The sequence below is a fragment of the Roseateles sp. Mitsp63 genome (genome assembly GCF_059491535.1).
Map to the genome: position 1 here is coordinate 3180788 of NZ_CP168509.1, position 21501 is coordinate 3202288.

Genomic DNA, 21501 nt, shown 5'->3' on the forward strand with positions numbered 1-21501 from the left:
TTCAGCCGTTCAGCCGTTCAGCCGTTCAGCGGTTCAGCGGTTCAGCGCGTCGCCATGACGTCGTCTTCGGGACTGCCGCGCAGCGTCTGGGTCGGCGTCTCGTCGAAGCGGCTGCGGTAGTTGTGGACCAGCGTCGAGCGGTTCTTCACGCCCCAGCGCGAGGCGATCTCGAGCACGCCGGCCTCGCCGCCATGCGCCTGCAGGTCGCCGTGGATGCGCTCGACGCGGCGGGTGCGGATCATCTCCGCCGGCGTGACGCCCAGGTGGGTGCGGAACGCGAGCTGCAGCGCGCGCTCGGTGACGCCGACATGCGCGGCGACCTGGCGCACCGACAGATGCTCGTCGGTCAGGTGATCCATCATGAACTGGTAGGCGCGGCGGTAGCGCAGCGGCAGGCGCAGCTTGGCGGGATCGCCGGCGTCCGCGCCGGCCCTGGCCTGCTGCAGGAAGCCCGGCGCGCGCGCGGCCGCCGCGTAGGTGCGCAGCGACTGCACCGCGTGCTGGGTGTGCAGCCGGTACAGCCGCAGCGCGTCCAGGTGGCGGCCCTGCTGCTGGTGCAGCTTGGCCTGGCAGTACTGCAGTTCCAGCGCATGGCGGCTGCGGTGCATCTGCTGCTCGTTGAAGGTCAGCGGCGCCAGCAGCTCCGACGCGGCGTGCGACGCGCCGCGTCCCATCAGCATCAGCGCGCCCTCGATGCGGGCCTGGGTCTCGAGCTCGCTCATGCGGCGCTCGCGCAGCCAGTTCAGGTGCTGCGCGACCTGCGCCGCGGCGGCCGGACCGGTGCAGTCCGCGGCCAGCATCCGCCGCAGGTGATCCATGCGCGCGGCCACCAGCGGCGACCAGCTCCGGACCGCGTCCGCGGCCGCGCCGAGCTGCTGATGCATCAGCGTGTGGTCCGGCGCGTCGCCGGCGCCTTCGCGGTAGACCGAGCCCAGCGCGTGGTCGTTCAGCGCGTCGCCGCCGCGCTCGCGGTGCAGCGTCGCGAGCTCCAGCGCCATGCAGTCGACGAGCTGCGCGAAGCGCGGGTCGCCGAGCGCGGCCGTCAGGTTGCGCGCCGCGTCCAGCGAGCGCATCGCGCCGCCGCAGTCGCCGGCGCGCAGCATCGCCTGCGCGACGCCGGCCATCGCCTCGACGCGGGCCGCGACCGGCGCGCGCACGTCGTCACCGACCTGGCCCAGGCATTCGATCGCGCGGCCGGGCTTGTTCAGGTGCAGCAGCATCGCGCCCTGGTCCATCGCGCCGTACCAGCGCACCATGTGGCGCGACATGGCCTCGTAGTGGCGCAGCTGGCGCTGGAACAGCTCCTCGGCCTCCTCCTCGCGGCCGCAGGCCAGCAGCATGCGGCCCAGCAGCTGGCCCAGCGCGGAGCGCTGCGGCGCGGTGTCGGGCGTGCGCTGCAGGCGCTCGAAGTGGTCGCCACCCATCCGCAGCGCGGCGGGCAACTGACCCTCCAGGGTCAGGCGGGCCAGGTCGCCGTGCAGGGGCATGGCGCGCAGCGAGGTCATTGCAAGCAGAAGCATGAAATCTCCAACGAGGTCGTGAACGGAATGCGCTCATGCTAGGAGCGAGCCCCTTCGCGATGGATCACAAGGCCTCGGCGAAATCCTCACGAATCCTCTGTTCGTTTCCCTCCAGTTTCACGACGTTGCCGTCTCATTGGTGAACGGACGCAACAGCGCTTGCGGGCGCACGGCGCGCGTGCAAAAGCAGCGAGGCCCGCGCGTCTGCCGACGGGCGGGCCTGTGTGGGGGGCGAGGGCGCGGCGGACGCCGCGAGGAGCGAGGAACGCCAGCGTCAGCTGGCCGCCTGAGCGATCTTCGTGCCGATGTCCTTGATCGCCTTGGCCTGCGCCTCGACGAAGCCCTTGACCATCTGCAGCTGCGCCATGTCCATCTGGAACTTCATGTTGATCTCGTTGATCTCCCTGAGGTTGTCCATCGAGGTCTTGGCATCTTCCTTGGCCTGCGTCGTGGACTCCTTGCCGCCATTGGCCAGGATGCTGTTGGAAGTCTCGTTGCGCGGGCCCGGCTTGTTCGGACCGTCCGGGCCGCCGGAGCTCGGCGGCACCAGCCCGAATTGCTGGCCGATGCTCGCGCGCGGCGCCATGCCGGTGTCGGTCGAGGCGCGCGTCTGCAGGCCGACGGGCGCCTCCTGGGTCTTGGGCGGCGCCTGGAAGTCCGAGGGCTTGGCGGGGGTGGGCAGGAAGTCCGACGGACGGACCAGTGCAGGATTACTGCCGGGGATGTTGTTGACAGACATGAAGGGCTCCTGGTGAAGACTGCACGGCAGTCGGTTAAGGGAAGGGCGCGTCCTCACCGGGCGCGCGGTCGGGGGATCAGTCCATGGGCAAGGGGAGCGCGCCGGTCTTCCATCGGGCCGCGAAGGCGGCCGCGACGGCGCCGGTGGCGCTGACGGCGCCGGTGAACAGCGCGCGGGCCACCAGCTTGGGTCCGACGTCGCGGGCGAGCTGCTCCGCGGTGCCGGTCAGCGCGAAGTCCGGCTCCTGCAGCACCTGGCGGGCGACGCGGCGGGCGGCGTCGAGCAGGGCGCGCACCGCCAGGGCCACCTCGGCCTCCGAGGCCTCCGGGCCCAGCGCGCAGCGGTGATGCAGGGCGACGGTCCGGAACTGCGGCGACTCGAGCAGCGCCACCACGCCGTGCACCGTCTCGCCGGTGAGGCGCGCCTGGCCCCGGACGAAGCAGCGCGAGGTGTCGATCACCAGCTGCTGCGCCAGCAGGTCGACATACAGCGGATGCCTGTCCGGATCCCCGATCACGCGCGGCGCGGCCGCGGCCAGCCGGCGGTAGCTCAGCGCGTCCACGTAGGCCTGGTCGAGGCCGCCGGCGAGGAAGCGCACGGCCTCGGGCCGCAGCAGCCCTTCCTGGCCGAGCAGCAGCTGGGCCAGCCGCAGCTGCAGGCCCTCGATGCTGAAGCAGCGCATGGTCAGCAGCGCGTCATTGCCGTCGGGCATCGCGTGGGCGGATTTCCACACAGTGCCGACGTCGATGTCGAACAGCCCCGTGCCGGGGGCGGCGGGCCCGTCGCGCCGCGCGGGCGGCAACGGCGGGTCCAGCATGATGTGCGGCGTCAGCGGTGGCGTGCCGCGCCGCGCGGTCGATGATGAAGCCAGGGTCATGACGGGTCCTCCTTCCAGGGACAGCTTGGGTATGCAGAGCATCCGCGCCACCGCGGCGCCGGGCGCCGGGCAGGCGAAGCGCCGCCGTTGGATACGAAACGAAACGATCCGGATGAAACGTTCCTCACGGCACGGCCGCCTCAATGGGCCGGCTGGAACCAGGCGGAGAGCTCGCGCGCCATCGTGTGCAGCGCCAGCTGCGGCTTGACCTGGTCGAAGAACACCGCCACCAGCAGCACCAGCATCAGCAGCGCCACCGCGCCCTTGATCGGCTGGCTCAGGTTGTTGGGCTCCAGCTTGTCGGCCGTCTTGGAGATCAGGCCGATGCCCAGGTCGATCAGCAGCAGCACCATCACGACCGCGCTGCAGATCTTGATCATGGCCTGCAGGTAGCCGGTGATCTGCGCCTGCAGGAAGCGCTCGAGCAGGTTGGACCAGTCGGGCATCGCCCGGTTGAGCGGCCACCACTGGAAGGACTCGAACAGCAATCCCACCAGCGCCATCAGCCCGCCCAGCAGATAGAAGCCGCAGATCGCCAGCTGCGACAGCAGGTTGCCCACCGGCGTGCTCTGCTCGCCGCTGAGCGGGTTGGTCTGCTGGACGTTGTTGTAGCCGGCCTGGTTGTCGATCAGCACGCCGATGCCCTCGGCGACCCAGAACACGGTCGAGACCGCGTAGCCCAGCAGCAGCCCGATCAGGCCTTCCTTGGCGATCAGCACGCACAGCGCGAAGGTCGACAGGCCGTCCACCACCTGCAGCGGCTGGCCGCAGGCGATGAAGATGCCGATGGTCAGCGCCAGGCCGTTGCGCACCACGCCCTGCAACACCTGGTCGTTGGTGACCGGCAGCACCAGCATCGCGACATAGCCGCGCAGGCTGCTCAGCGCCAGCAGCGTCAGCAGGCTCTTGACCGATTCACCGAGGTGGATCAGCGCCTGGGTGCCGCCCAGCGGATCCGGGGCCGCCATCTCAGGCCGCCTCCGGCTGGCGGTCCGGCCGCGCGGCCAGCATCCGGGCGACCGAAGCCTCCTCGGCCTCCTCGTCCTGCTGGTCGTCCTGCTCCGCCTGCTGCGTGCGGAGCGTGGTCTCCAGCCGCTGCCGGCAGCCGTCGAGCTGCTGCTCGCCGCGCCGGCGCGCGTGCTGGGCCGACACGACCGCCTGCCGCGTGGCCTCGGCCTGGCGCTCACCGTCCTGCACCCGCTTGGCCGCGGCGAGCGTGGTCCGCGCCGCTTCCTCGAGCAGGTGCTGCAGCGTCACCAGGTCGCTGGGGCGGAAGCCCGCCGCCGTGCCGGCCAGGGCGTCGAGCCTGGCGCGCTGCGCGTCCTCGCGCGCGCGGCAGCCGTCGGCCTCGGACATCAGCGCCTCCAGCTGTTGCTGCTGCTGCCGCGCCTGGGCCCGGGCGGCGTCCAGCGCCGCGTCGAGCTGCTCCAGCCGGCGCTCCTTCAGCCGGACGAGGGTGCGCCATCCGCGCGTGCTGCTCATGGATCAAGGCCTCCGTGGGCGGGGAGGGGAGGGACTTGGGCCATTCCCCGCCAGGACAGCCGCCGGGCGAGCTTGCGGCGCCGGCCGGCGCCGCGCGGCGGGCGGCGCGAAGTCTTCCGCGCGGCCCCGAAGCGCCGCGTGACAACCTTGATCCGAAACTATTGATGGGATGAAAGTGAATGGCGCGTGGACGCGAGGTGAACGTTACATGGCGTTCGCGTGAACCGCTGATTAACAGCCTCAGGTTGTGCTTCTTGTCACAACAATGGCCATCGAGACGCAACTGAACGTGAGCCAAACTGGAACCCTGATAGATCAGCGAATGAACTATTTCGCTAACGGCGGCGGCTTCGGGATGGGCCGTCATACCGGAACGGGCAACCGTTCCAAGCCGTCACGCCGGCAAGCAATGGAAGACACATTCCACCGGCGTGGCACAGGAGAATTTCAGTGAAGCTCGTTGGACTGTTCATCAACAAGGCCAGGCAGGCCGCCCTCGTTCGCGATCTGTCGGTGCATGGCGTCGAGCTGCGGCCGATGGCGTCGCCGGCGGCGCTGCTGCATGCGATCAAGCGCGGGGAGGCGCAGGCCGTGCTGCTGGAGGATGCCGATGCCAGCCTCATCGACTGGCTTGCCATGCTGCAGCTGCGCCTGGGCGGTGTCGTGCCCATCCTGGTCGTCAGTGGCGACAACGCTGTCGGCATGGTCGATGCGCTGGCGCACGGCGCGACCGACTACGCGGATTACGCGGACTCGGTCGAGCCGCTGCTCACGCGGCTGCGGGCGCGCGTGGGCCGGCCGCAGCAGCTGCGGCGCATGGGGCTGGAGGTCGGGCCGTACTCGCTGGACGCGGCGGCGTCGGCGGTGCGGCGCGACGACCGGGAGATCAGCCTGACCGCGCGCGAGTTCGCGCTGGCCTGGGTGCTGTTCTCCAACGCCGGGCGCGTGGTCAGCGCCTCCAGCCTGGCGGCGCGGGTCTGGGGCGGCGGCACCGACATCTGCAAGCGCACGCTCGAGCAGCATGTCTACCGGCTGCGGCGCAAGCTCAGCTGCGGTGCGCGCGAGTCGGTGGTGCGGATCCAGGCGGTCTACAGCATCGGCTACCGGCTCGACCTGCTGCACGAGCAGCCGCTGGGCTGGGCGATGCCGGACTACGGTCTGGCCGCTCCCGGGCTGCCGCTGCATGCGCAGCCGCAGGAGCAGCCGCCGGGCTACCTGCGCCACCTCTGGCCCGGGGAGTTCTGAGCGCGGCCCGGCCGCGCGGGCGGGCGCCGGCTCAGGCGCGGATCCAGAAGTAGTCGCCGGCGCAGATGCCGAGGAACATTTCCTCGGTCGCGTTGGCGATGTTGTCGCGCCAGTAGCGGCCGTGCTCGGCGTAGTGGGTCAGCGTCTCGGCCAGCCAGGGCGCGTCGATGGTGTCGCCCAGCGGCACGCGCACGATCAGCACGATGCCGCCGGTGTCGGCGTGCAGGCCCAGCTGCGCCTGGTCCTGCGCGTAGACGCTGAGGTTGGCCTCCAGCAGCAGCCGGAACACGCGCAGCGTGCGCCCCGCGGTGACGATGCCGTAATGGAAGTTGAGGTACATCGCGCCGGGATCGTTCGAGAAGTTGGCGAGGTTGACCTCGAACCCCTCGACCTCGATGGTCCCGCGGCGCAGCACGTCCTCCGGGTCCGGCAGGTCGATGTGCCGGCACAGGTCGCGCACCAGCGCCTGGAAGCGTTCCTGGCTCATCGCTCCGGCGCCCCTGACGCCGCGCAGACCAGCGCGATGCGGTCGCAGGCCTGGCCGTTCTGCGCCTCGGTGCGCGGCCGGTCGGCGTTCAGCAGTTGCAGCGGGCGCAGCAGGTTGCGGTTCTCCCGCGCCTCCACGGCCGGATCGGCGGGATCGGCCGCGGCGGGCGCGGGCGGACGCGGCTCCGAGCGCTGGTCGAGCAGCGCCTGCTTGACGCGCGCCAGCGTCGCGAGCGGTCCGGGTTCCGCGCGATGCAGCAGGTAGGCGCGCACGGCGGCGAGGGCCAGCGCCGTGGTCTGCCCGGATGAACCGGATGAACCTGCTGAACTGGATGGACCGGATGGACCGGCTGGCGTGGCCGGCGCGGCCTCCAGCGCCAGCAGCGTGCCCACCAGCGCCATCGCCCGGTACTCCGGCAAGGCGGCGGTGATCATGCCTGGCGCCACGGGCGCCAGCGCCTTCGCATTGGCGCCGGCCCGGGCCTCGAGCGCCGCCTGCCAGGCCGCGGGGCCGGCGGGCGGCTCGGAGCGCGCGCCGATCCGCCAGCGCAGCCGGCCGCGCGCTTCCTCGCGGCGATGTTCCTGGTCGCGCTCGCCCGGCTCGTCATGGCGGGTCAGCGGCCCCGGCTCGAAGCCGGGCGCCAGCAGCGCCTCGCCGGCCGCCGCGCCACCCGGCGTTGGCGGCGGCGGGGCCTGCTCGTCGTGATCCAGTTCGGAGGCGCCGGCGCCGGGCGGCGCGGGCGGCCGGCGGCGCGGCGTCGGCGTGCGCCGGGTGGGCGGCGGCGTCGGCGCGCGGACGTTGCGGAACACGTAGCCGCGGAAATGGCCGCGATGACCCTGGCTGCGCTGCAGCTCGCTCTCATGCGGATCGAGGTTGTGCCGGTGCGCCACGGCGGCGCTCCGGGCCTCGGTCACCCGCGAGGCGGCGGCGGCGGTCTCGGCGGCCTGGGCTGCCTGGGCGGTCAGCTGGCGGCGGATCGATCCGGCGCTCATAGGAACATCGCCGCCAGCAGGTTCTCGGAAAAGCGCAGCAGCGTCGAGCCGGCCCAGGGCGCGCAGATCGCCACCACCACCGTCACCGCCAGCAGCTTGATGCCTTGCGAGATGCTGGAGTCCTGCAGCGAGGTGATCGCCTGCACGAAGGAGATCAGCAGGCCGACGATGGCCGACACCGCCACCGCGGGCAGCGACAGCATCAGGCACATCATGAGGGCTTCGGAGGTGAGGCGGATGATGTTCTCGAAGTGCATGGCGGTGGCGGTCAACGGCGGTCAGCGGCGGTTGAGGGGCAGTTCAGCGGTAGGTCAGCACCAGCCCGTGGATGAGCTTGGGCCAGCCGTCCAGCACGATGAACAGCAGCAGCTTGAACGGGATGGCGACGTTGGTCGGCGTGACCTGGGACAGGCCCATCGCCAGCAGCACGTTGGCGATCACCAGGTCGATGACGACGAAGGCCAGGTACAGCAGGAAGCCGATGCGGAAGGCGGCGGAGAGCTCGGTCAGCAGGAAGGCCGGCGCCAGCACCAGCAGGTCGTCCTTCTTGAGCTGGGCGGCGCGCTCGGCCGGCCAGATCGCGGCGGCGGACTTCAGGAAGAAGGCCTTCTCGGCCGGATCGGCGTGCTTGTCGAGGAAGCGGCGGAAGGGCTCGCGCGCGGCGTCGGCGGCGCCCAGCAGCTGCTGCGCGTTCGACTGCGTCCCCGTCGGCGAGGCGCCGCGCATCTGCTCGGAGGCCTCCATCAGCACGGGCGCCATGATGTAGCAGGACACGATCATCGCCACGCCGTTGAGGACCATGTTGGGCGGCACCTGCTGGACGCCGATGGCGTTGCGCAGCAGGCCCAGCACCACCGCGATCTTGGTGTACGAGGTCACCACCATGGCGGCGAACGGCAGCACCGCCATCGCCGCCAGCACCAGGAACAGCGAGACCGGATCGGTGCTCGGCAGCGGCATCATGACGGCTGCCCCATGCCGGTCACGCCAGGCATTGCGGCCATTGACGCCATTGCGGTCAGGCCGGCCGCGGGCCCCGTTCCGGTGGCGCCCAGGCCCATCCGCAGGATGCGCACGCCGAGCTGGTCACCGATCGCCACCAGCTGCCCGATGCCCAGCGTCTGCCCATGGCAGACCAGGCGCACGCTGGCCTCGGACAGCGGCACGTCGAGTTCGATGACCGCGCCTTCGCCCAGGCTGGCCAGCTCGCCCAGCGCGATGCGGGCGCTGTCGATCTCGAAGGACACCGGCACTTGCAGATGCTCCAGCCCCTGGGCCTGCGGCGCGGCGAGCGGCGCGGCCATGGCGGCCTCGTCGACGAGGCGGGGCGGGGCCGCGAGGTGGGCGCGGGAGGCATCGAGGTCGAGGTCGGCAGTGGCTTGCATCGTGATTCCCAGTCCGAATTTCAAGGTGACGCGCCAGCGCGGCCCGGCGCGGCGCGCGGCGCCGGCCAGCACCACGTCGCCAGCGGCCAGGCCGCGCAGCGCGCGCTGGCCCAGCGGCCGGTCGAACAGCGCCAGGCGCATCGGCACCCGCAGCGCGGCCAGCCGGCCCAGCGGCGAAGCCGCGCCATCGCGCATCAGCGCGTCGAGGTGATCCGCCAGCGCCCGGTCCAGCCGCACCAGCGACAGCTGCCCGCCCCCGACCGCCAGCGCCGGCAGGCCGCCGTCGCTGACGGCCGCCGATGGATAGCGGCGGATCGCGCCCAGGCGCAGCCCGGGCAGCAGCGGCGCGAGCCGCGCGGCCAGCGGCGCCAGCAGCGCGTCGGCGACCTCGCGCGCCAGCTCGGCGTCGGGCAGTGCCGCCGCCATCGCGAGCGCCGGCCATTGCGCCGGATCCAGCGCCACGTCGGCGCGGCCGGCCGCGCTGCGCAGGTCCAGCGACAGCAGCTCCGTCGGCGGCCGCGCGGCATGCACCTGCGCCGCCACGCCGACCCGCTCGGAGAGCCAGCGGGGGAAGCGGCCGTCGAAGCCGACGCGCGCCGCGCGCGCCGCCGCCGGACGCAGCGCCGGCAGCCGGCCGGTCAGGCTCTCCGCGCGCGCCACCGCGGCGCGCGGCGGCGGGGCGGGGATCGGCGTCGTGGCGGTCAGCAGCTCAGGCGTCATAGGACTTCGATGTCGATGCCGTGGGGCAGGTGGGGCAGGCGCTCGAGCTGCTCGAGCAGCCGGGGGCGGTATTGGCAGACTAGGTGGTGCGACCGCGGCGACTGCGTCGAGAAGCGAAGCGCGAGCCAGTGCTGCGAAAGACTCAACTGCAGCGTCGTCTCCGGCAGGACCGCCGGATCCATCGGGATCGTGACGGTCCAGTTCACGATGGCCGGATCGGCGCGGGCGCACAGGGTCGCGATCGACGCGGCCATGCGCCGCGGCCAGTCGTCGGCGGCGGCGGCCGGCGTGTCCAGGCCGTCACCCTCGGCCGGGACATCGATCGCTTCCGGTGCAGGTCCGTCGTCCCGCGGAAGCAGCGCGTGAAGGACCGCCGCGGCCCGCTGCGCGGCCAGGGGCGCCGCCGGCCCGGCGAGGGTGGGGGGATGGTCGGCGCGGGCCTGGGGGCCGTGCCCTTCCGGATGGGCGGAGGAGGCGGCCGTGTCCTGCGCGGCCGGGGCGCTCGACGACGCCGGCGTGGCGGCCTCGGCCGGCTCCTGCCGGCGCGTGGCGCCGAGCGTGCGCCGGAACCGGTCCGCCGACTGCTGCGCCGCCGCTTGCGCGGCCGCGGCGGGGCGCCCCGCGACCTCGGCGGGCTGCAGCAGCCGCAAGGGGCGGCGGGGCTCGGTGCGCGACATGGGACGCCGGCGGTCCGCGGGCTCAGCCGCTCACGCGGCCGATCGGCCGCAGCTCGACGAGGCTGCCCAGTTCCTGGAAGGAGTAGACGCGCAGCCAGTCGAGCCGGCCCTCGATCATCTTGCGCACGTAGCGGCGGATGTCCATCGAGGTGACCAGCGCCACGCCTTGCGCCGGCGTGCCGGCCAGCTCGGCGATGCGGTCGGTCAAGGCGATCGCGTTCTCGGGCGGCATCGCCAGGTAGTTGCCGGCCGGGGTGGGCTTGATGCACTGGCGGATCGCCTGCTCGATGGCCGGATCCAGCAGCACCGCCGACAGGTGGCCGCGGCCCGCCGTCGCCTCGAAGGCCAGGTAGCGGCCGAGGTCGCCGCGCACGTACTCGGTCAGCAGCAGCATGTCCTTCTCCTTCGGGCCCCAGGCGATCAGGCTCTCGAAGATCGAGCGCACGTTGCGGATGGGGACCTGCTCCTCGAGCAGCCGGCGCAGCACTTCGGCGATGCGCTGCAGCGGCAGCACCTTCTGCACCTCGGCCACCAGGCCGGGGTACTCGGGCGAGACGCGGTCGATGACCCACTGCACCTCCTGCACGCCCATGAACATGTGGGCGTGGCGGCGCAGCACGCCGAAGACCTGCGCGGCGATCACCGACTCCAGGTCCATGCAGGCGCCGCGCTGCGCCTCGGGCACCGCGGCGAGCGGCAGCCACAGCGACTCGGCGTGATGCAGGATCGGTCCGTGGCGCTGGGCCGCGCCGGCGAGCGCGCTGGCCGGGTCGGTCAGCAGCAGCAGCCGGCCGGGGACCGTGTGCTGGCTCGCGGGCACGTCGTTGAGCAGCACGTCGAAGCGGTGCTCCGGCAGCTCGGCGGACACCCACATCGCCGCGCCGGGGAAGGGCAGGCCCAGATGGGCCTGCAGCCTGTGGCGCTCGGATTCCAGCGCCTCGTCGAGGCGGTCGGCTTCGAGCAGCTCGCCCAGCGGGCGCGACATCCGGATCGCCAGCGGCTTGGCGAAGTGCGGCGGCTGCTGCAGGATCGCGGGCGCCTCGCCCTTGCCGCCCTCGCGCTGCAGCGCGCCGATGGGCTTGGACAGCACGGTGGCCTCCTCCTTGCGCTGGCGCCTGCCCAGCCAGTGGGCGATGGCCACCAGTCCCGCCGCCAGGCCGAGGAACTGCAGCGCCGGGAAGCCCGGCACCAGCGCGAAGGCCATGGTCAGCCCGCCGGCCAGGTAGATCGCGCGGGGGTTGCGCGAGAGCTGGGCGCCGATCTCCTGGCCGAGCGAACGCGGCTTCTTCTCCTGCTCGTCGGCGACGCGGGTGATCAGCACGCCGGCGGCCACGCAGATGAAGAGCGAGGGCACCTGCGACACCATCGCGTCGCCGATGGACAGCACGGCGAAGCGGGTCGAGGCCTCGCCGGCGGTCATGCCGTGGTACAGCACGCCGACCACGATGCCGGCCAGGATGTTGACCATCGTGATGATCAGGCCGGCGATGGCGTCGCCCTTGACGAACTTCATCGCGCCGTCCATGCCGCCGTGCATCTGGCTTTCCATCGCCAGCATGGCGCGTTTGCGCTTGGCTTCCTCGGCGGTGAGGATGCCGGCGCGCAGGTCGGCGTCGATGCTCATCTGCTTGCCGGGCATCGCGTCGAGGGTGAAGCGCGCGCCGACCTCGGCCACGCGCTCCGAGCCCTTGGAGATCACGATGAACTGCACCACCGTGATGATGATGAAGACGACGATGCCCACCACCAGGTTGCCGCCGACGACCAGGTTGCCGAAGCTCTCGATCACGTGGCCGGCGTCGGCGTGCAGCAGGATCGCCTTGGTCGAGGCGATGTTGAGCGAGAGCCGGAACAGCGTCGTGAACAGCAGCAGCGACGGGAACGAGGACAGCGACACCGCGTTGGGGATGAACAGCGTGGTCATCAGCAGCAGCACGCTGACGGCGATGTTGATCGCCAGCAGCGTGTCGATCAGCATCGTGGGCAGCGGCAGGATCATCAGCGCCACGATGGCGACGATGAGCCCGGCCATCGTGAGGTCGTTGCCCATGGTGGGACTGAGGCGCAGGGTGGCCATGGCGGCGGATCCTTCCGGGAGGGGTCAGGGGGGCGGGGGCGCCGATGCGGCGGTCGCGGCGGTCGCGGCGGGCGCCGGGATGGGCGCCGGCGAGGTCATCGTGTGCAGGTAGGCGACCCAGCGCAGCACGGTGGCGACGGCCTCGAAGAGTTCCTCGGGGATGGCGTCGTCCACCGGCAGCTTGTGCAGCGCGCGGGCCAGCGGCGGGTTGCCGACGATGGGGACGCCGGACTTCTCGGCGATCGCGCGGATGCGCAGCGCCTCGGCGTCCATGCCCTTGGCGACGATGACCGGCAGCGGTGTCTCGCCGGGCTCGTAGCGCAGCGCGACCGCGTAGTGGGTCGGGTTGGTGACGACGACGGTGGAGCCGGGCACGCGCTGCTCGGGCGGCGTGGTGGCCATCTCATGGGCGAGCTCCTTGCGCTTGCCCTTGAGCTGCGGGTCGCCCTCGCTCTCCTTGTGCTCGCGCTTGATCTCGTCCTTGGACATCTTCTGGTCGCGCTTGAAGAGCCACAGCTGCAGGCCGAAGTCGACTGGTCCGACGATGATGAAGACCAGGCAGCCAGCGGAGATCAGCTTGATCAGCGCTTTCCAGCCGAGCACGCCGACGCCGGCGGCGTCGAAGTAGGCGGCGCCGACGAGCAGCGGCACCAGGCCGCGGATCATGACCCAGAGCACGGCGCCGAGGGCGATGGCCTTGGCCACCATCTTCAGGAAGTCGACGATGGAGCGGACCGAGAAGAGCTTCTTGACGCCCTCGGCGGGATTGAGCTTGTCGAACTGCAGGTTGAGCGGCTCGAACGACAGGTTGAAGCCGACCTGGGCGAAGGACGCGATCACGCCCAGCGCCACGGACACGGCGACGAAGGGCAGGGTGGCGAGGAAGCCGGAGCGCGTGATGTCGATGGTCAGGGCGAGGAGTTCCTCGTTGCTCCTGGCGGCGACGCCCTCGCGCAGGGCGCGCGCGATCAGGGCGCAGAGCTGGTCCAGCGTCGACTCCGCCATCACGATCAGCACGATGAGCAGGCCCACCAGGCTGAGCGCGGCGTTGACGTCCTGGCTCTTGGGGCTCTGGCCCTTCTTGCGGGCATCGTCGAGCTTCTTCTTTGTCGGCTCTTCGGTCTTTTCGCCGGACATGATGGACGGGCCTCGCAGGCAGGAGCAGCGCGGGCGCTGCGACAGGAGTCAATCTAAGAGCCGGAGCCATCGCGTCCGGGCGGCGAGGCGAAGCGATGCGATCGGGCGCGAAGCCGGCGTGACGATGGACTCCGTGGGTAAGAAGGAGCGAGTGTCGGCACTTGCCTCGCGCAAGAACTCCCTCGCCCCCCGCGAGGGGGGAGAGGGCAGGGGAGAGGGGGTGCTTCGAAGGGCAGCAGCGCTGTGGCACGAGCCCCCTCTCCCCTCCCTCTCCCCGCTGGGGCGAGGGGGTTTACTGCGCCGCCCGGCTCTTCTTACCCCCTCGCCCGCTTGCGGGAGAGGGCGGGGGTGAGGGCCAGCGGCGACGGCCGCGCGAAGCCGTCACCCGCGCGGGAACAGCACGTCGTTGTGCGCGCCTTCCGAGTTGTCGGCGACGCGCACCTCCAGGCCCAGCAGCGTCACGCCGGGCTGGTTGGCGGTGTTGAACACGTTGTTGATCGCCATCCGGCGCGGCTGCCAGCTCGAGTCCTCGGCCAGGAAGGCTTCGCGCTCGGCGTGGATCGCGGCTGCCTCCTCGGGCTTGCCGAGCTTGCGCGCCAGGACGGCGCTGGCGTCGTAACCATCGACGATGGCCGCGGCCGGCACCTGCATGCAATCCACCGCCAGGTACTGCTTGAACTGGTTGTCCAGCTTGCCCGCGTCCTGGAAGATCTGCCGCAGGTCCGACTCCGACGACTGCTGCCGGAGCCGGAAGTCGCCCGCCTCCTTCTTGAAGTCCTCCGGGAACTTCGTGTAGGTGTTGCCGTGGTTGATCCAGCGGGCACGATCGGCTTCGATCGCCTGCTCGAAGCGCGGCAGGTCGACGAACTCGGTGATGCGGCGCGTGCGCATCGGTGCCGTCACGCCGTCCACGGTGACCAGGCGCTTGGTCACTTCGGTCCCGCCGATGTGGTCCCCCATCCGGCTGGCCCCGGCGACGTCGGCCGCGTTGATCGTCTTGCCATCGCCGAATTTCTTCAGGTTCACGCTGAGACTGGCCGCCATGCCGCTCTGGACCAGGGTCCGGGCGCCGGCCCGCTCCTCCGGATAGCGGTAGTAGCCCGACGCTTCATCCGCCATGGCGTGCCGGACCTCGCCCACGGTGCGCCCCTGCCACAACGCCGCGCGCGCCTGCGCGACCTGCGCCAGCGGGGCGGTCGCCGCCGATGGGGACGGGGCCGGGGCGAGCTCCGAGGCGCCTGACGCCGGCGCCGCCGCTGCCGCCGGCGCGCCGGCCACCGGCCGGGAGAAGGTGAGCTGCGGACTGGCGACGGTGCCGGAGAGCTCGCCGCGGATGGCCTCGCGGTTGTACTTGCCCAGCAGGTTGAGCGAGGCCACGTCGACCTTCGTGAGGATCGCGTCGACGGGGCCGGCATGGCCCATCTCCTCCCACATCACCGCGTGGCGCAGCATGTCCTCGAACTCGAGCTGGTTCTTGGGCTGGGTCGGCACGTCCTGCGGCACGCGCACCTGCAGGCCGTTCTGCCATTGGTTCTCGTAGCTGGCGGCGGCGGTCAGGTCCGCCGCCCGCAGGCTCAGCGACACCTCGCCGGTGGTGAGCCGGGTCGAGGCGCCGGTGCCGAAGCCCAGCTTCCCCGCCACGGTGCTCTGGGTGCCGGCGGTGAGGTAATAGGCGGCCGTCGTCATGCCGACCTCCATCACCAGGTCGTGCTGGTACTTCCCGGCCGCCGCCACGCGCATGGTCAGCGACAGCGGGTCCGGGAAATCGCTGGGCTTGACGCCCATCTGCACCCGCGAGGTGTCGAAGCCATAGCTGTTGCCGCCGCTGAACTTGAACTTGTCCCGCACCGACATCAGCCGGGCGATCGAGATCAGGCCGTCCAGCAGCTGCTGCCTGTCGTCGATCTGGCCGCGGTTCCAGATCGCGGAGCCGACCGCGGCATCGAGCGTCTTGCGGAACGCGCCGACGGTCTTGGCCGCGTCAGGCTCGCCAGCTGCGGTGAGATCGGTGGCGGCCAGCCGCGCGAGCTGATGCGCGGCCTCGGCCGGCTTGATCTCGCCGTCGGCATAGCGGCCCCACAGCTCGGCCAGCTTCGGATGCGACTGCAGGGTCCGGTCATCCAGGCCGAAGCGCACGGGCACCTGCACCTCGGCCACCGTCGCATGGAGCAGGTGTTCCGGCGTCTCCCTCGGCACCGCAGCATCGAGCGCGCCAGCCAGCGTCTTCAGCGCGCGTTCGGCCGGCAGGGCGCCGTCGCCATCACGCAGCGTCCCGATGCCGTCCCGCATCGCGTCCACCGCCACGGCCGTGCTGGTGATCAGGCCGGCCTGCGCCAGCGTGCGCGTGGCCGAGGCGATGGCCGAAGGATTCAGCGCCGTGGCCCCGCCCACCGGCAGCGTGCGCGCGATCATGCCCTTCAGGGAGTTCTCCCGAGACACGCTCGACAGCATGTCCGTGGTCAGGCCCTTGAGGTAGTCGTCGGCCTGCTGCAGCGGCGTGCCCGGGCCCTTCTCGAAGAACTCGTTGCGCACCGCGTTGAACGCATGACGTTGCTCGGGCGGCAGTCCGTCCAGCTTGAAGTCCGAGGTCTGCAGCGCCTGGGCGGCGGCACTGCGGGCCAGCTGCGGCAGCTCGCCGCCGGAGGCCTGCAGCGCGGCGTCCGCCGTGAACAGCACGCGCAGCGCCGCGACGCGGCGATCCGAGGTCTCGAGGTCGAGCGCCGGCGCGCCTGCCGGCGGCGGCGCGATCAGCGCGGACAGCATCTCCACGCCGCGGGGCAGCACCGCGACTTCCCGCGCCAGGGCCACGGCCGCGGACTGCGCGGGCGTGCGCGATCCGGGGTCGGCGGTGAGATTGGCCAGTTGGCCCGCATCCAGCGCGCCCAGCGTCTGCAAGGCATGCGTCATCTGCGCCGCCTGTCCCTCTCCCAGGCTCAACGGGCCGGTCGCCGCGCGCGGCGCGAAGGCCACGATCCCGGCGTTGAAGACGTTCTCCAGCACCGTGTCGCGCGGCAGCTGATCCTCCTTGGGCGGCCGGGCGCCGAGCCGGTCCGCCACCGCGCGCAGCTCGCCGCCCAGCGGCGCATGGAGGCCGCGCGCCTGGTCGACGAGCGTGTCCATGCGCTCGTTCTGCAGCGTCGACAGGCGTTCCTGCGCGGCGGCATGCCGCTGCGTGGCCTGGGCCTCGGCCATGACGGCGCCGTCGAACTTGCTCATCGCCTGATGCAGCGCCGTCTGCACGTCGGGCGGCAGGTCCAGCATCTTCTGGCCATGCAGGCGCAACGCGCCTTCGGCCGCTTCGCGTTGCTCCGGCGGCGCGTCCGCGGGCAGACGGCGCAGCGCGGTCAGCAGCGGCTTGAAGCCGGTGACGACGGCCTCCACCTGCGACCCCTTGTCCCCCGCGGCGGCCTGCAGGCACTGCACGGCCTTGTCGACCTCGATCTCGATGCCGCGGGCCGCGTACCGGGCGCCGGCCAGCTCGATGAAGGCCCGCTGCTCGCCGACTCGGGCGTTCAGCATCGGCGAGCCGGACTCGGCGGCCGCGCGCGCCTCGGGCGAAGCCATGTCGGCCAGCGTCGCCGTGGGGCGGGCGGCGATCCCGACCGATTGCAGCGCCACGGTGGTGGCGCCGACCACGGCCTGCGCCGATGCGCCGAGGATCTGCGACAGCGGCGAGGCCGCACCGGGCGAGCCCGCCGCTGTCTGCGGCGCGGGCAGCCACTTGTCGAGCGCGGGCGTGTCCAGCAGTGCCGTCGCCAGCTTCAACTGGGCACCGCGCTCCGCGGGAACGGCGAAGTTGAAACGGTCCGGCTCCAGCGGCGGCAGCTTGGGCGCCTTCGGCATCTCGCCGGGCGGGCCGCCGGCGGAGAGCTGGTTCCACGCCTGATAGCCCAGGACCGTCCCCGTGGTGGTGACCGGGTGCTGCATCTTGGAGCCGTAGGTGGCGATGAGCCCCTGCTGCAGCTTGGGCGCCAGCGCCGAGGAAAAGCCGATGGACGCGTCGTCCGCGGGAGGTCTGCCGGACTCGATGTCGCCCTGGCGATTCGGACGGCGGCGCAGGCCGAAGAAATGGGAGGAAGAGGCCTCGGCGGCTGGCGGCGTGGCCGGCTGCTGAGCGGTCTCTTGCGCAATGCTGGGAGTGGTGCTGGCCGACAGGAGCGGCGCGGGGCTGCTGGAGCTGGGGATTTCCGGCATGGGGGCCTCAGGTGAGCTGATCGTTGGAAGGCGCCAGATTCGGTGCAGACGCGCACCGGTGTGGGGTGCGGGCGAAACGATCGCCCGGCATGCGAAGCCGGAGGGCTGGAGCAGCCCTGATCGAGGGCCATCGCCGCGCCAGCTGGCATCGGCATGCGCCCGGATCGTGCAGGCCGCGGGCGGCCTCGCGCGGCCGGCTTCGTTCGAGCGGCCCGCGCTTCGCCTGCCGCCATTCGAGGCCGCGGGCGCTGCAAGAGCATGTGTCGAGGCGCTGTCAGGCCGCGCTGCTTCCCATCGGCCTGCATCGGCCCACGCACAAGGAAAGAGTGATGTCCCAGCCCATCGTGAACCGGGGACTGCCCACGCCGCCGCTCCCGGCGACCGGTGGCCCGACAGCGGACCCCGCCGCCGGACTTCCGCCGGACTACCAGCAGCGGCTGGATGCGGTGGTGACCACGTCGCTGAGGCGGTCGGCCGACGCGCCGTCTCCGCAGGCCGGGCCCGAGGCGCCGCCCGTCGCCGTCCCGGTGCCGATGGACCGCCTGCAGACGGTCTCCACGCTGCAGCGCAACGAGCGGCTGTTCGACAAGCCCAAGTCCGACGAGGACCTGCGGCGCCTGGCCGACGATCCGCACACCGCGCCGGAACTCGGGCGCGCGCTGCGGACCGTCCTGGTGGACGAGGAACTGAAGCAGGGGCTGGACAGCGCGAGCAATGGCCGGGTCGATGGCCTGATCGGGCGCGGCGACCTGCGCAACGTGTCGGAATCCCATGAACTGATCCGCTACAACCGCCGCCGTGCGGAGAGCTTCAGCCACCACTACCTCGCCTCCGACAACGGCGATCAAGTGCGCGAGCAGGTCCGGGAGATGACGCGCTCCGACGCGGCGCGCGAGCTCTACAAGTACTCCGACTACCTGCCGAAGGCCACGTCGCTGCAGACGCTGCGGGAGCTCGTCGACGGCACGCTGTCGATGGATCGCCGGCCGCCGCAGGTGATCGCGGCGGCGCGCTACTTCGCCGACCGCCCTGGCGAATGGGAGCAGGTGACCGGGCGGACGCAGGACGAGGCGATCCCCCGCGCCCGGCTGGCCGATGCGCTGGGCCGCAACGTCCAGCTGCGCCCGGAGGAGCGCCGCGCCGTGCGCACGATCGAGCACCATGCCGATGACTTCTTCGACGGGCGTCTGTTCGATCGAGAGAAGCTGCGGCGCATCGTCGAGGATCCGCGCCAGCCGCGCGGGCATGTCGAGGCGGCGAGGGTACTGCTGGCCGATCCCGTGCTGTTCGGCCTGCTCGACAACGCGGAACGCGGACACAAGAGCAACGCCTGGCGCTCGTCGGACGACGGCCGGATCGGGCGCAAGGATCTGCGGCGCTTCATCGAGCGGGTCGACGTCAACGCGGGACCGCCGGCGGAGACGCCGCCCCGCGGCGAGGTCCCTGCCGGGCTGTCGCGCGACGCGGCGCCGGAGCGCGACCCGGCGGCGGTGCGCGAGATGGTCGATGGCCGCTGGAACCAGCCCGACACGCGCGCCGTGAAGGGCGGCAAGCTGAGGGGCGTCGTGACCGGCGTGATGAAGGGCTTGTCCATCTTCGAGAAGATCGGCTCGACGACCCTGGGCGCGATCGCGGCGCTGAAGATTCCGCTGATCAGCCAGGCCGCCGCGGCCGGATCGATGGTGACGAACGCGATCGCGGGCGGGCTCGACGTGGGACGCACCGCCATCGACGGCGGTGACGTGAAGCGGGCCGCGGCCAATGCCGGCAAGAGCTTCGGCGGCAATGCGCTGGGCGTGCTCGCGGCCCCTGGGGCGGGCAAGGCCGTCACCGCGAGCACCGGCGTGATCGCGAAGACCGCCGCGAAGGCCGCGGTCAAGGAAACCGGCAAGCAAGTGCTCAACGAGGTGGTGAAGCCCAAGGCCGAGGAGCTCGCGCTGCGCCATCTCACGCCGCGCCCGGGCGACCGGCCGGTACTCCCTGGGACGCCTCCGGACGAACCGCGGCCCCCGCAACCCTGACACCTCCTGGAGACGTCTTCATGATCACGACTTTCGACAGCTCGACCCTCTTTGCGGACCCGGAGTTCAGGCCGCCATCGGATGCGGGCAACCTGCTGACCCGCGTTCATGCGCTGACGCGCGAGGCGGCCCGCGCGCTCGGCATGGATGCCGCGGCGGCCGAGCAGGCCGCGCTCGACGGCGGACTGGTGCTCGATGGCGAGGTGGTCCTCGTGTCGCCCGTGGCGCTGGGGACGGAGGGCGCCAACTCGCTGGTGATCTCGGTGAGCCTGGGGCGGCGCGTGGGACAGATGCCGGTCTCGGCCTTGTCCAGCGTGCTGGCGCAGGCGCCCGGACTGCTCGCGGTGCACCGCATGACCATCGGCTGCGATCCCGACGGCGAGCTGATGCTGCACGGCACCGCGGACGCCGGGACCGCGACATCGGCGAGCCTGGCGCGGGACCTGCTCGCCGTGCGGCAGCTGGCGCTGCTGCTGCAGGACTTCACCGCGACCAGGACGCAATGAAGCGGGGCTTGCGATGAGCGCCGGCGGCATCCACCGCGTCTCGCATGGGCTGGCGGCGGGCACGGGCGCCGTCGATGGCCAGCGTTCATCGGCGTCGCCGGAGCCGGCGCGACCGCAGACGCTCGAGACCCCCGAGGGACTTCGCCAGCGTCCGCCGGCCGCCGCCGCGGAGCCGGCCGCGTCGACGGCGCGCCGCGTCAGCCTGCCCTCGGTCATGAGCGCGGCGAAGGACCTCGCCTTGCCGAATGTGTCGATGATCGGCAGCGCGCTCGCCACCAGCATCAAGGCGGTGAAGCAGTTCGTGCGGCCGGTGGTGTCCAGCGCGCCGCTGCAATCGGCGCTGCGGAGCGACCTGGCGCAGGGCGCCGCGCAGTTGGACGCCCATGCGGCGGCCGTGGCGTACGGGAAGGGCTCGGCCACCTGGCTGGACCGGACGGTGCCGCTGGTCCACTCGGTGCTGCGCCAGGCCATGGCCACCACCGCGGCGGAGGTGGATCGCGTGGCGGCCTCGGCATCGGGATCCTTGTTCGCGCGTCTGGCCGCGGGACAGACCGGCGAGGTGCTGAGCAGGAAGCTCGTGGGACCGCTGATCGACCGGCTGCCCCGTCAGTTCGATGCCATCGACGCCAGGGCCGTGGTGCCGGACCAGATCGTGCGGGACATGAATGCGCTGGTGCCCGGATCGGGCGACCGGCTTCGCGCATCGGTGCCGGCCCGGCAGGCGGAGATCGCCGATCTCGGCAGCGCCAGCAACACGAAGCTCGCGGCGCTGTCGGACGACGCCGCGAATCGCGCGCGCGTGGCCGCGATGGCCACGCCGCTGGGCTTGGCCGGGCAGGCGGGGCTGGGCCTCGGGGCCGAGGCGGCGGCGGGCGGCGTCGTCGGCGGCGTGATGGCGATGCGCCAGTCGGTGGCGACCCTCACCGTGCCGGACGCCGGGCAGTTGAGGGCGCTGGTGGCGTCGCGCCCGGACGATGGCGCGCGGGCGCTGGAACAACTGATGAAGGCCAGCGGCGGCGAGCATCCCACGGCGCACAAGGTGCCGCTGTTCTTCGCGAAGCAGCTGCGAGGGACGGCCGAGCCGGCTGCTGACGCGGGCCAGCGCGCGCGGATGGCGGCGTCCCGCGAATCGCTGGTGCAGGGCATCAAGGCCGTGCCGGCGGATGCGGCCGCCGCGGCTCCCCCGGCCGTGCGCACGATGTCGGAAGGCGACCGCGGCGTGGATCCGCGCACGGCCGTGGCGATCGGCAGCGCGGTCGGGGCGCATGCGGCGCTCAGGCCCGTGCTCGACGCGGCCGTCGGCCCGGGACACTGATATCGGCTTGGATATCGATGGGCGGCAAATTGTGATCGCGGTGCCGGACGAACGCCGCGACGCCCCGTGATAGTTTCCTGCCGCCTCCGGCGCTGAGCATGGACGGCATGGCCGCGGTGCCAGGCAT

General features: G+C 72.1%; 18 protein-coding genes. 4 read left to right on the forward strand and 14 right to left on the reverse strand.

Annotation, left to right across the window (positions count from 1 at the left end; genetic code table 11):
• Positions 1-41: 41 nt before the first annotated feature.
• The 5 genes from ACEN96_RS14110 to ACEN96_RS14130 all read right to left on the reverse strand — a co-directional run bounded on the left by ACEN96_RS14110 (position 42) and on the right by ACEN96_RS14130 (position 4618).
• Positions 42-1520, reverse strand: a complete 1479-nt coding sequence (locus ACEN96_RS14110) for a helix-turn-helix transcriptional regulator (RefSeq protein ID WP_495583724.1) — start codon at positions 1518-1520, stop codon at positions 42-44.
• A 274-nt stretch (positions 1521-1794) separates the two neighbouring features.
• Positions 1795-2259, reverse strand: a complete 465-nt coding sequence (locus ACEN96_RS14115; RefSeq protein ID WP_495583725.1) for a hypothetical protein — start codon at positions 2257-2259, stop codon at positions 1795-1797.
• Between the two features lie 76 nt (positions 2260-2335).
• Entirely contained in the window at positions 2336-3136 is an 801-nt protein-coding gene (locus tag ACEN96_RS14120) for a hypothetical protein (RefSeq protein ID WP_495583726.1), read from the reverse strand.
• A gap of 140 nt (positions 3137-3276) precedes the next feature.
• Positions 3277-4104 carry a type III secretion system export apparatus subunit SctT gene (gene sctT / locus ACEN96_RS14125; protein ID WP_495583727.1) on the reverse strand — a complete coding sequence of 276 codons (828 nt, stop codon included), beginning with the start codon at positions 4102-4104 and terminating at the stop codon, positions 3277-3279.
• 1 nt (position 4105) lies between these two features.
• A complete protein-coding gene (locus ACEN96_RS14130) occupies positions 4106-4618 on the reverse strand; it encodes a hypothetical protein (RefSeq protein ID WP_495583728.1) in 513 nt (170 codons plus the stop codon).
• Positions 4619-5068: 450 nt separating this feature from the next.
• On the opposite strand from ACEN96_RS14130, the gene ACEN96_RS14135 reads away from it, so the two are divergent.
• Positions 5069-5863, forward strand: a complete 795-nt coding sequence (locus ACEN96_RS14135; protein WP_495583729.1) for a winged helix-turn-helix transcriptional regulator — start codon at positions 5069-5071, stop codon at positions 5861-5863.
• Between the two features lie 31 nt (positions 5864-5894).
• On the opposite strand, the gene ACEN96_RS14140 is transcribed toward ACEN96_RS14135, so the two are convergent.
• The 9 genes from ACEN96_RS14140 to ACEN96_RS14180 all read right to left on the reverse strand — a co-directional run bounded on the left by ACEN96_RS14140 (position 5895) and on the right by ACEN96_RS14180 (position 17532).
• Positions 5895-6350, reverse strand: a complete 456-nt coding sequence (locus ACEN96_RS14140) for a CesT family type III secretion system chaperone (protein ID WP_495583730.1) — start codon at positions 6348-6350, stop codon at positions 5895-5897.
• The gene (locus ACEN96_RS14145) at positions 6347-7342 is read right to left on the reverse strand and encodes a hypothetical protein (protein WP_495583731.1); all 996 of its coding nucleotides are present in this window, start codon (positions 7340-7342) and stop codon (positions 6347-6349) included. The genes ACEN96_RS14140 and ACEN96_RS14145 overlap by 4 nt, the downstream gene beginning before the upstream one ends.
• Positions 7339-7599: a type III secretion system export apparatus subunit SctS gene (gene sctS / locus ACEN96_RS14150; RefSeq protein ID WP_343640950.1), complete on the reverse strand. Its 261-nt coding sequence runs from the start codon at positions 7597-7599 to the stop codon at positions 7339-7341. Before sctS ends, ACEN96_RS14145 begins: the two co-directional genes overlap by 4 nt.
• Positions 7600-7642: 43 nt before the next feature.
• Positions 7643-8251: a type III secretion system export apparatus subunit SctR gene (gene sctR / locus ACEN96_RS14155; RefSeq protein WP_495588611.1), complete on the reverse strand. Its 609-nt coding sequence runs from the start codon at positions 8249-8251 to the stop codon at positions 7643-7645.
• Positions 8252-8301: 50 nt separating this feature from the next.
• A complete protein-coding gene (gene sctQ, locus ACEN96_RS14160) occupies positions 8302-9447 on the reverse strand; it encodes a type III secretion system cytoplasmic ring protein SctQ (RefSeq protein ID WP_495583732.1) in 1146 nt (381 codons plus the stop codon).
• Positions 9444-10124: a type III secretion HpaP family protein gene (locus ACEN96_RS14165; protein WP_495583733.1), complete on the reverse strand. Its 681-nt coding sequence runs from the start codon at positions 10122-10124 to the stop codon at positions 9444-9446. The genes sctQ and ACEN96_RS14165 overlap by 4 nt, the downstream gene beginning before the upstream one ends.
• A 22-nt stretch (positions 10125-10146) precedes the next feature.
• Positions 10147-12201, reverse strand: a complete 2055-nt coding sequence (gene sctV / locus ACEN96_RS14170) for a type III secretion system export apparatus subunit SctV (protein WP_495583734.1) — start codon at positions 12199-12201, stop codon at positions 10147-10149.
• A gap of 24 nt (positions 12202-12225) precedes the next feature.
• A complete protein-coding gene (sctU, locus tag ACEN96_RS14175) occupies positions 12226-13338 on the reverse strand; it encodes a type III secretion system export apparatus subunit SctU (protein ID WP_495583735.1) in 1113 nt (370 codons plus the stop codon).
• A 381-nt stretch (positions 13339-13719) separates the two neighbouring features.
• A complete protein-coding gene (locus ACEN96_RS14180) occupies positions 13720-17532 on the reverse strand; it encodes a hypothetical protein (RefSeq protein WP_495583736.1) in 3813 nt (1270 codons plus the stop codon).
• A 329-nt stretch (positions 17533-17861) separates the two neighbouring features.
• Between ACEN96_RS14180 and ACEN96_RS14185 the strand changes: the two genes are divergently transcribed.
• From ACEN96_RS14185 to ACEN96_RS14195, 3 genes are read left to right on the forward strand one after another with little or no spacing between them, the layout of a single operon-like run.
• On the forward strand, positions 17862-19553 hold the full coding sequence (locus tag ACEN96_RS14185) for an HrpF/NolX family T3SS translocon protein (protein WP_495583737.1): 1692 nt from the start codon (positions 17862-17864) through the stop codon (positions 19551-19553).
• Between the two features lie 20 nt (positions 19554-19573).
• The gene (locus tag ACEN96_RS14190) at positions 19574-20059 is read left to right on the forward strand and encodes a type III effector protein chaperone (protein ID WP_495583738.1); all 486 of its coding nucleotides are present in this window, start codon (positions 19574-19576) and stop codon (positions 20057-20059) included.
• Between the two features lie 13 nt (positions 20060-20072).
• Positions 20073-21374, forward strand: a complete 1302-nt coding sequence (locus ACEN96_RS14195; RefSeq protein WP_495583739.1) for a hypothetical protein — start codon at positions 20073-20075, stop codon at positions 21372-21374.
• The last annotated feature ends 127 nt before the right edge of the window (positions 21375-21501 follow it).

Bases quoted from the DNA above. Each gene is read 5' to 3' on its own strand.
- ACEN96_RS14110 (WP_495583724.1), bottom strand. From the start codon at position 1,520: ATGCTTCTGCTTGCAATGACCTCGCTGCGCGCCATGCCCCTGCACGGC.
- ACEN96_RS14115 (WP_495583725.1), bottom strand. From the start codon at position 2,259: ATGTCTGTCAACAACATCCCCGGCAGTAATCCTGCACTGGTCCGTCCG.
- ACEN96_RS14120 (WP_495583726.1), bottom strand. From the start codon at position 3,136: ATGACCCTGGCTTCATCATCGACCGCGCGGCGCGGCACGCCACCGCTG.
- sctT (WP_495583727.1), bottom strand. From the start codon at position 4,104: ATGGCGGCCCCGGATCCGCTGGGCGGCACCCAGGCGCTGATCCACCTC.
- ACEN96_RS14130 (WP_495583728.1), bottom strand. From the start codon at position 4,618: ATGAGCAGCACGCGCGGATGGCGCACCCTCGTCCGGCTGAAGGAGCGC.
- ACEN96_RS14140 (WP_495583730.1), bottom strand. From the start codon at position 6,350: ATGAGCCAGGAACGCTTCCAGGCGCTGGTGCGCGACCTGTGCCGGCAC.
- ACEN96_RS14145 (WP_495583731.1), bottom strand. From the start codon at position 7,342: ATGAGCGCCGGATCGATCCGCCGCCAGCTGACCGCCCAGGCAGCCCAG.
- sctS (WP_343640950.1), bottom strand. From the start codon at position 7,599: ATGCACTTCGAGAACATCATCCGCCTCACCTCCGAAGCCCTCATGATG.
- sctR (WP_495588611.1), bottom strand. From the start codon at position 8,251: ATGGCGGTGCTGCCGTTCGCCGCCATGGTGGTGACCTCGTACACCAAG.
- sctQ (WP_495583732.1), bottom strand. From the start codon at position 9,447: ATGACGCCTGAGCTGCTGACCGCCACGACGCCGATCCCCGCCCCGCCG.
- ACEN96_RS14165 (WP_495583733.1), bottom strand. From the start codon at position 10,124: ATGTCGCGCACCGAGCCCCGCCGCCCCTTGCGGCTGCTGCAGCCCGCC.
- sctV (WP_495583734.1), bottom strand. From the start codon at position 12,201: ATGGCCACCCTGCGCCTCAGTCCCACCATGGGCAACGACCTCACGATG.
- sctU (WP_495583735.1), bottom strand. From the start codon at position 13,338: ATGTCCGGCGAAAAGACCGAAGAGCCGACAAAGAAGAAGCTCGACGAT.
- ACEN96_RS14180 (WP_495583736.1), bottom strand. From the start codon at position 17,532: ATGCCGGAAATCCCCAGCTCCAGCAGCCCCGCGCCGCTCCTGTCGGCC.
- ACEN96_RS14185 (WP_495583737.1), top strand. From the start codon at position 17,862: ATGTCCCAGCCCATCGTGAACCGGGGACTGCCCACGCCGCCGCTCCCG.
- ACEN96_RS14190 (WP_495583738.1), top strand. From the start codon at position 19,574: ATGATCACGACTTTCGACAGCTCGACCCTCTTTGCGGACCCGGAGTTC.
- ACEN96_RS14195 (WP_495583739.1), top strand. From the start codon at position 20,073: ATGAGCGCCGGCGGCATCCACCGCGTCTCGCATGGGCTGGCGGCGGGC.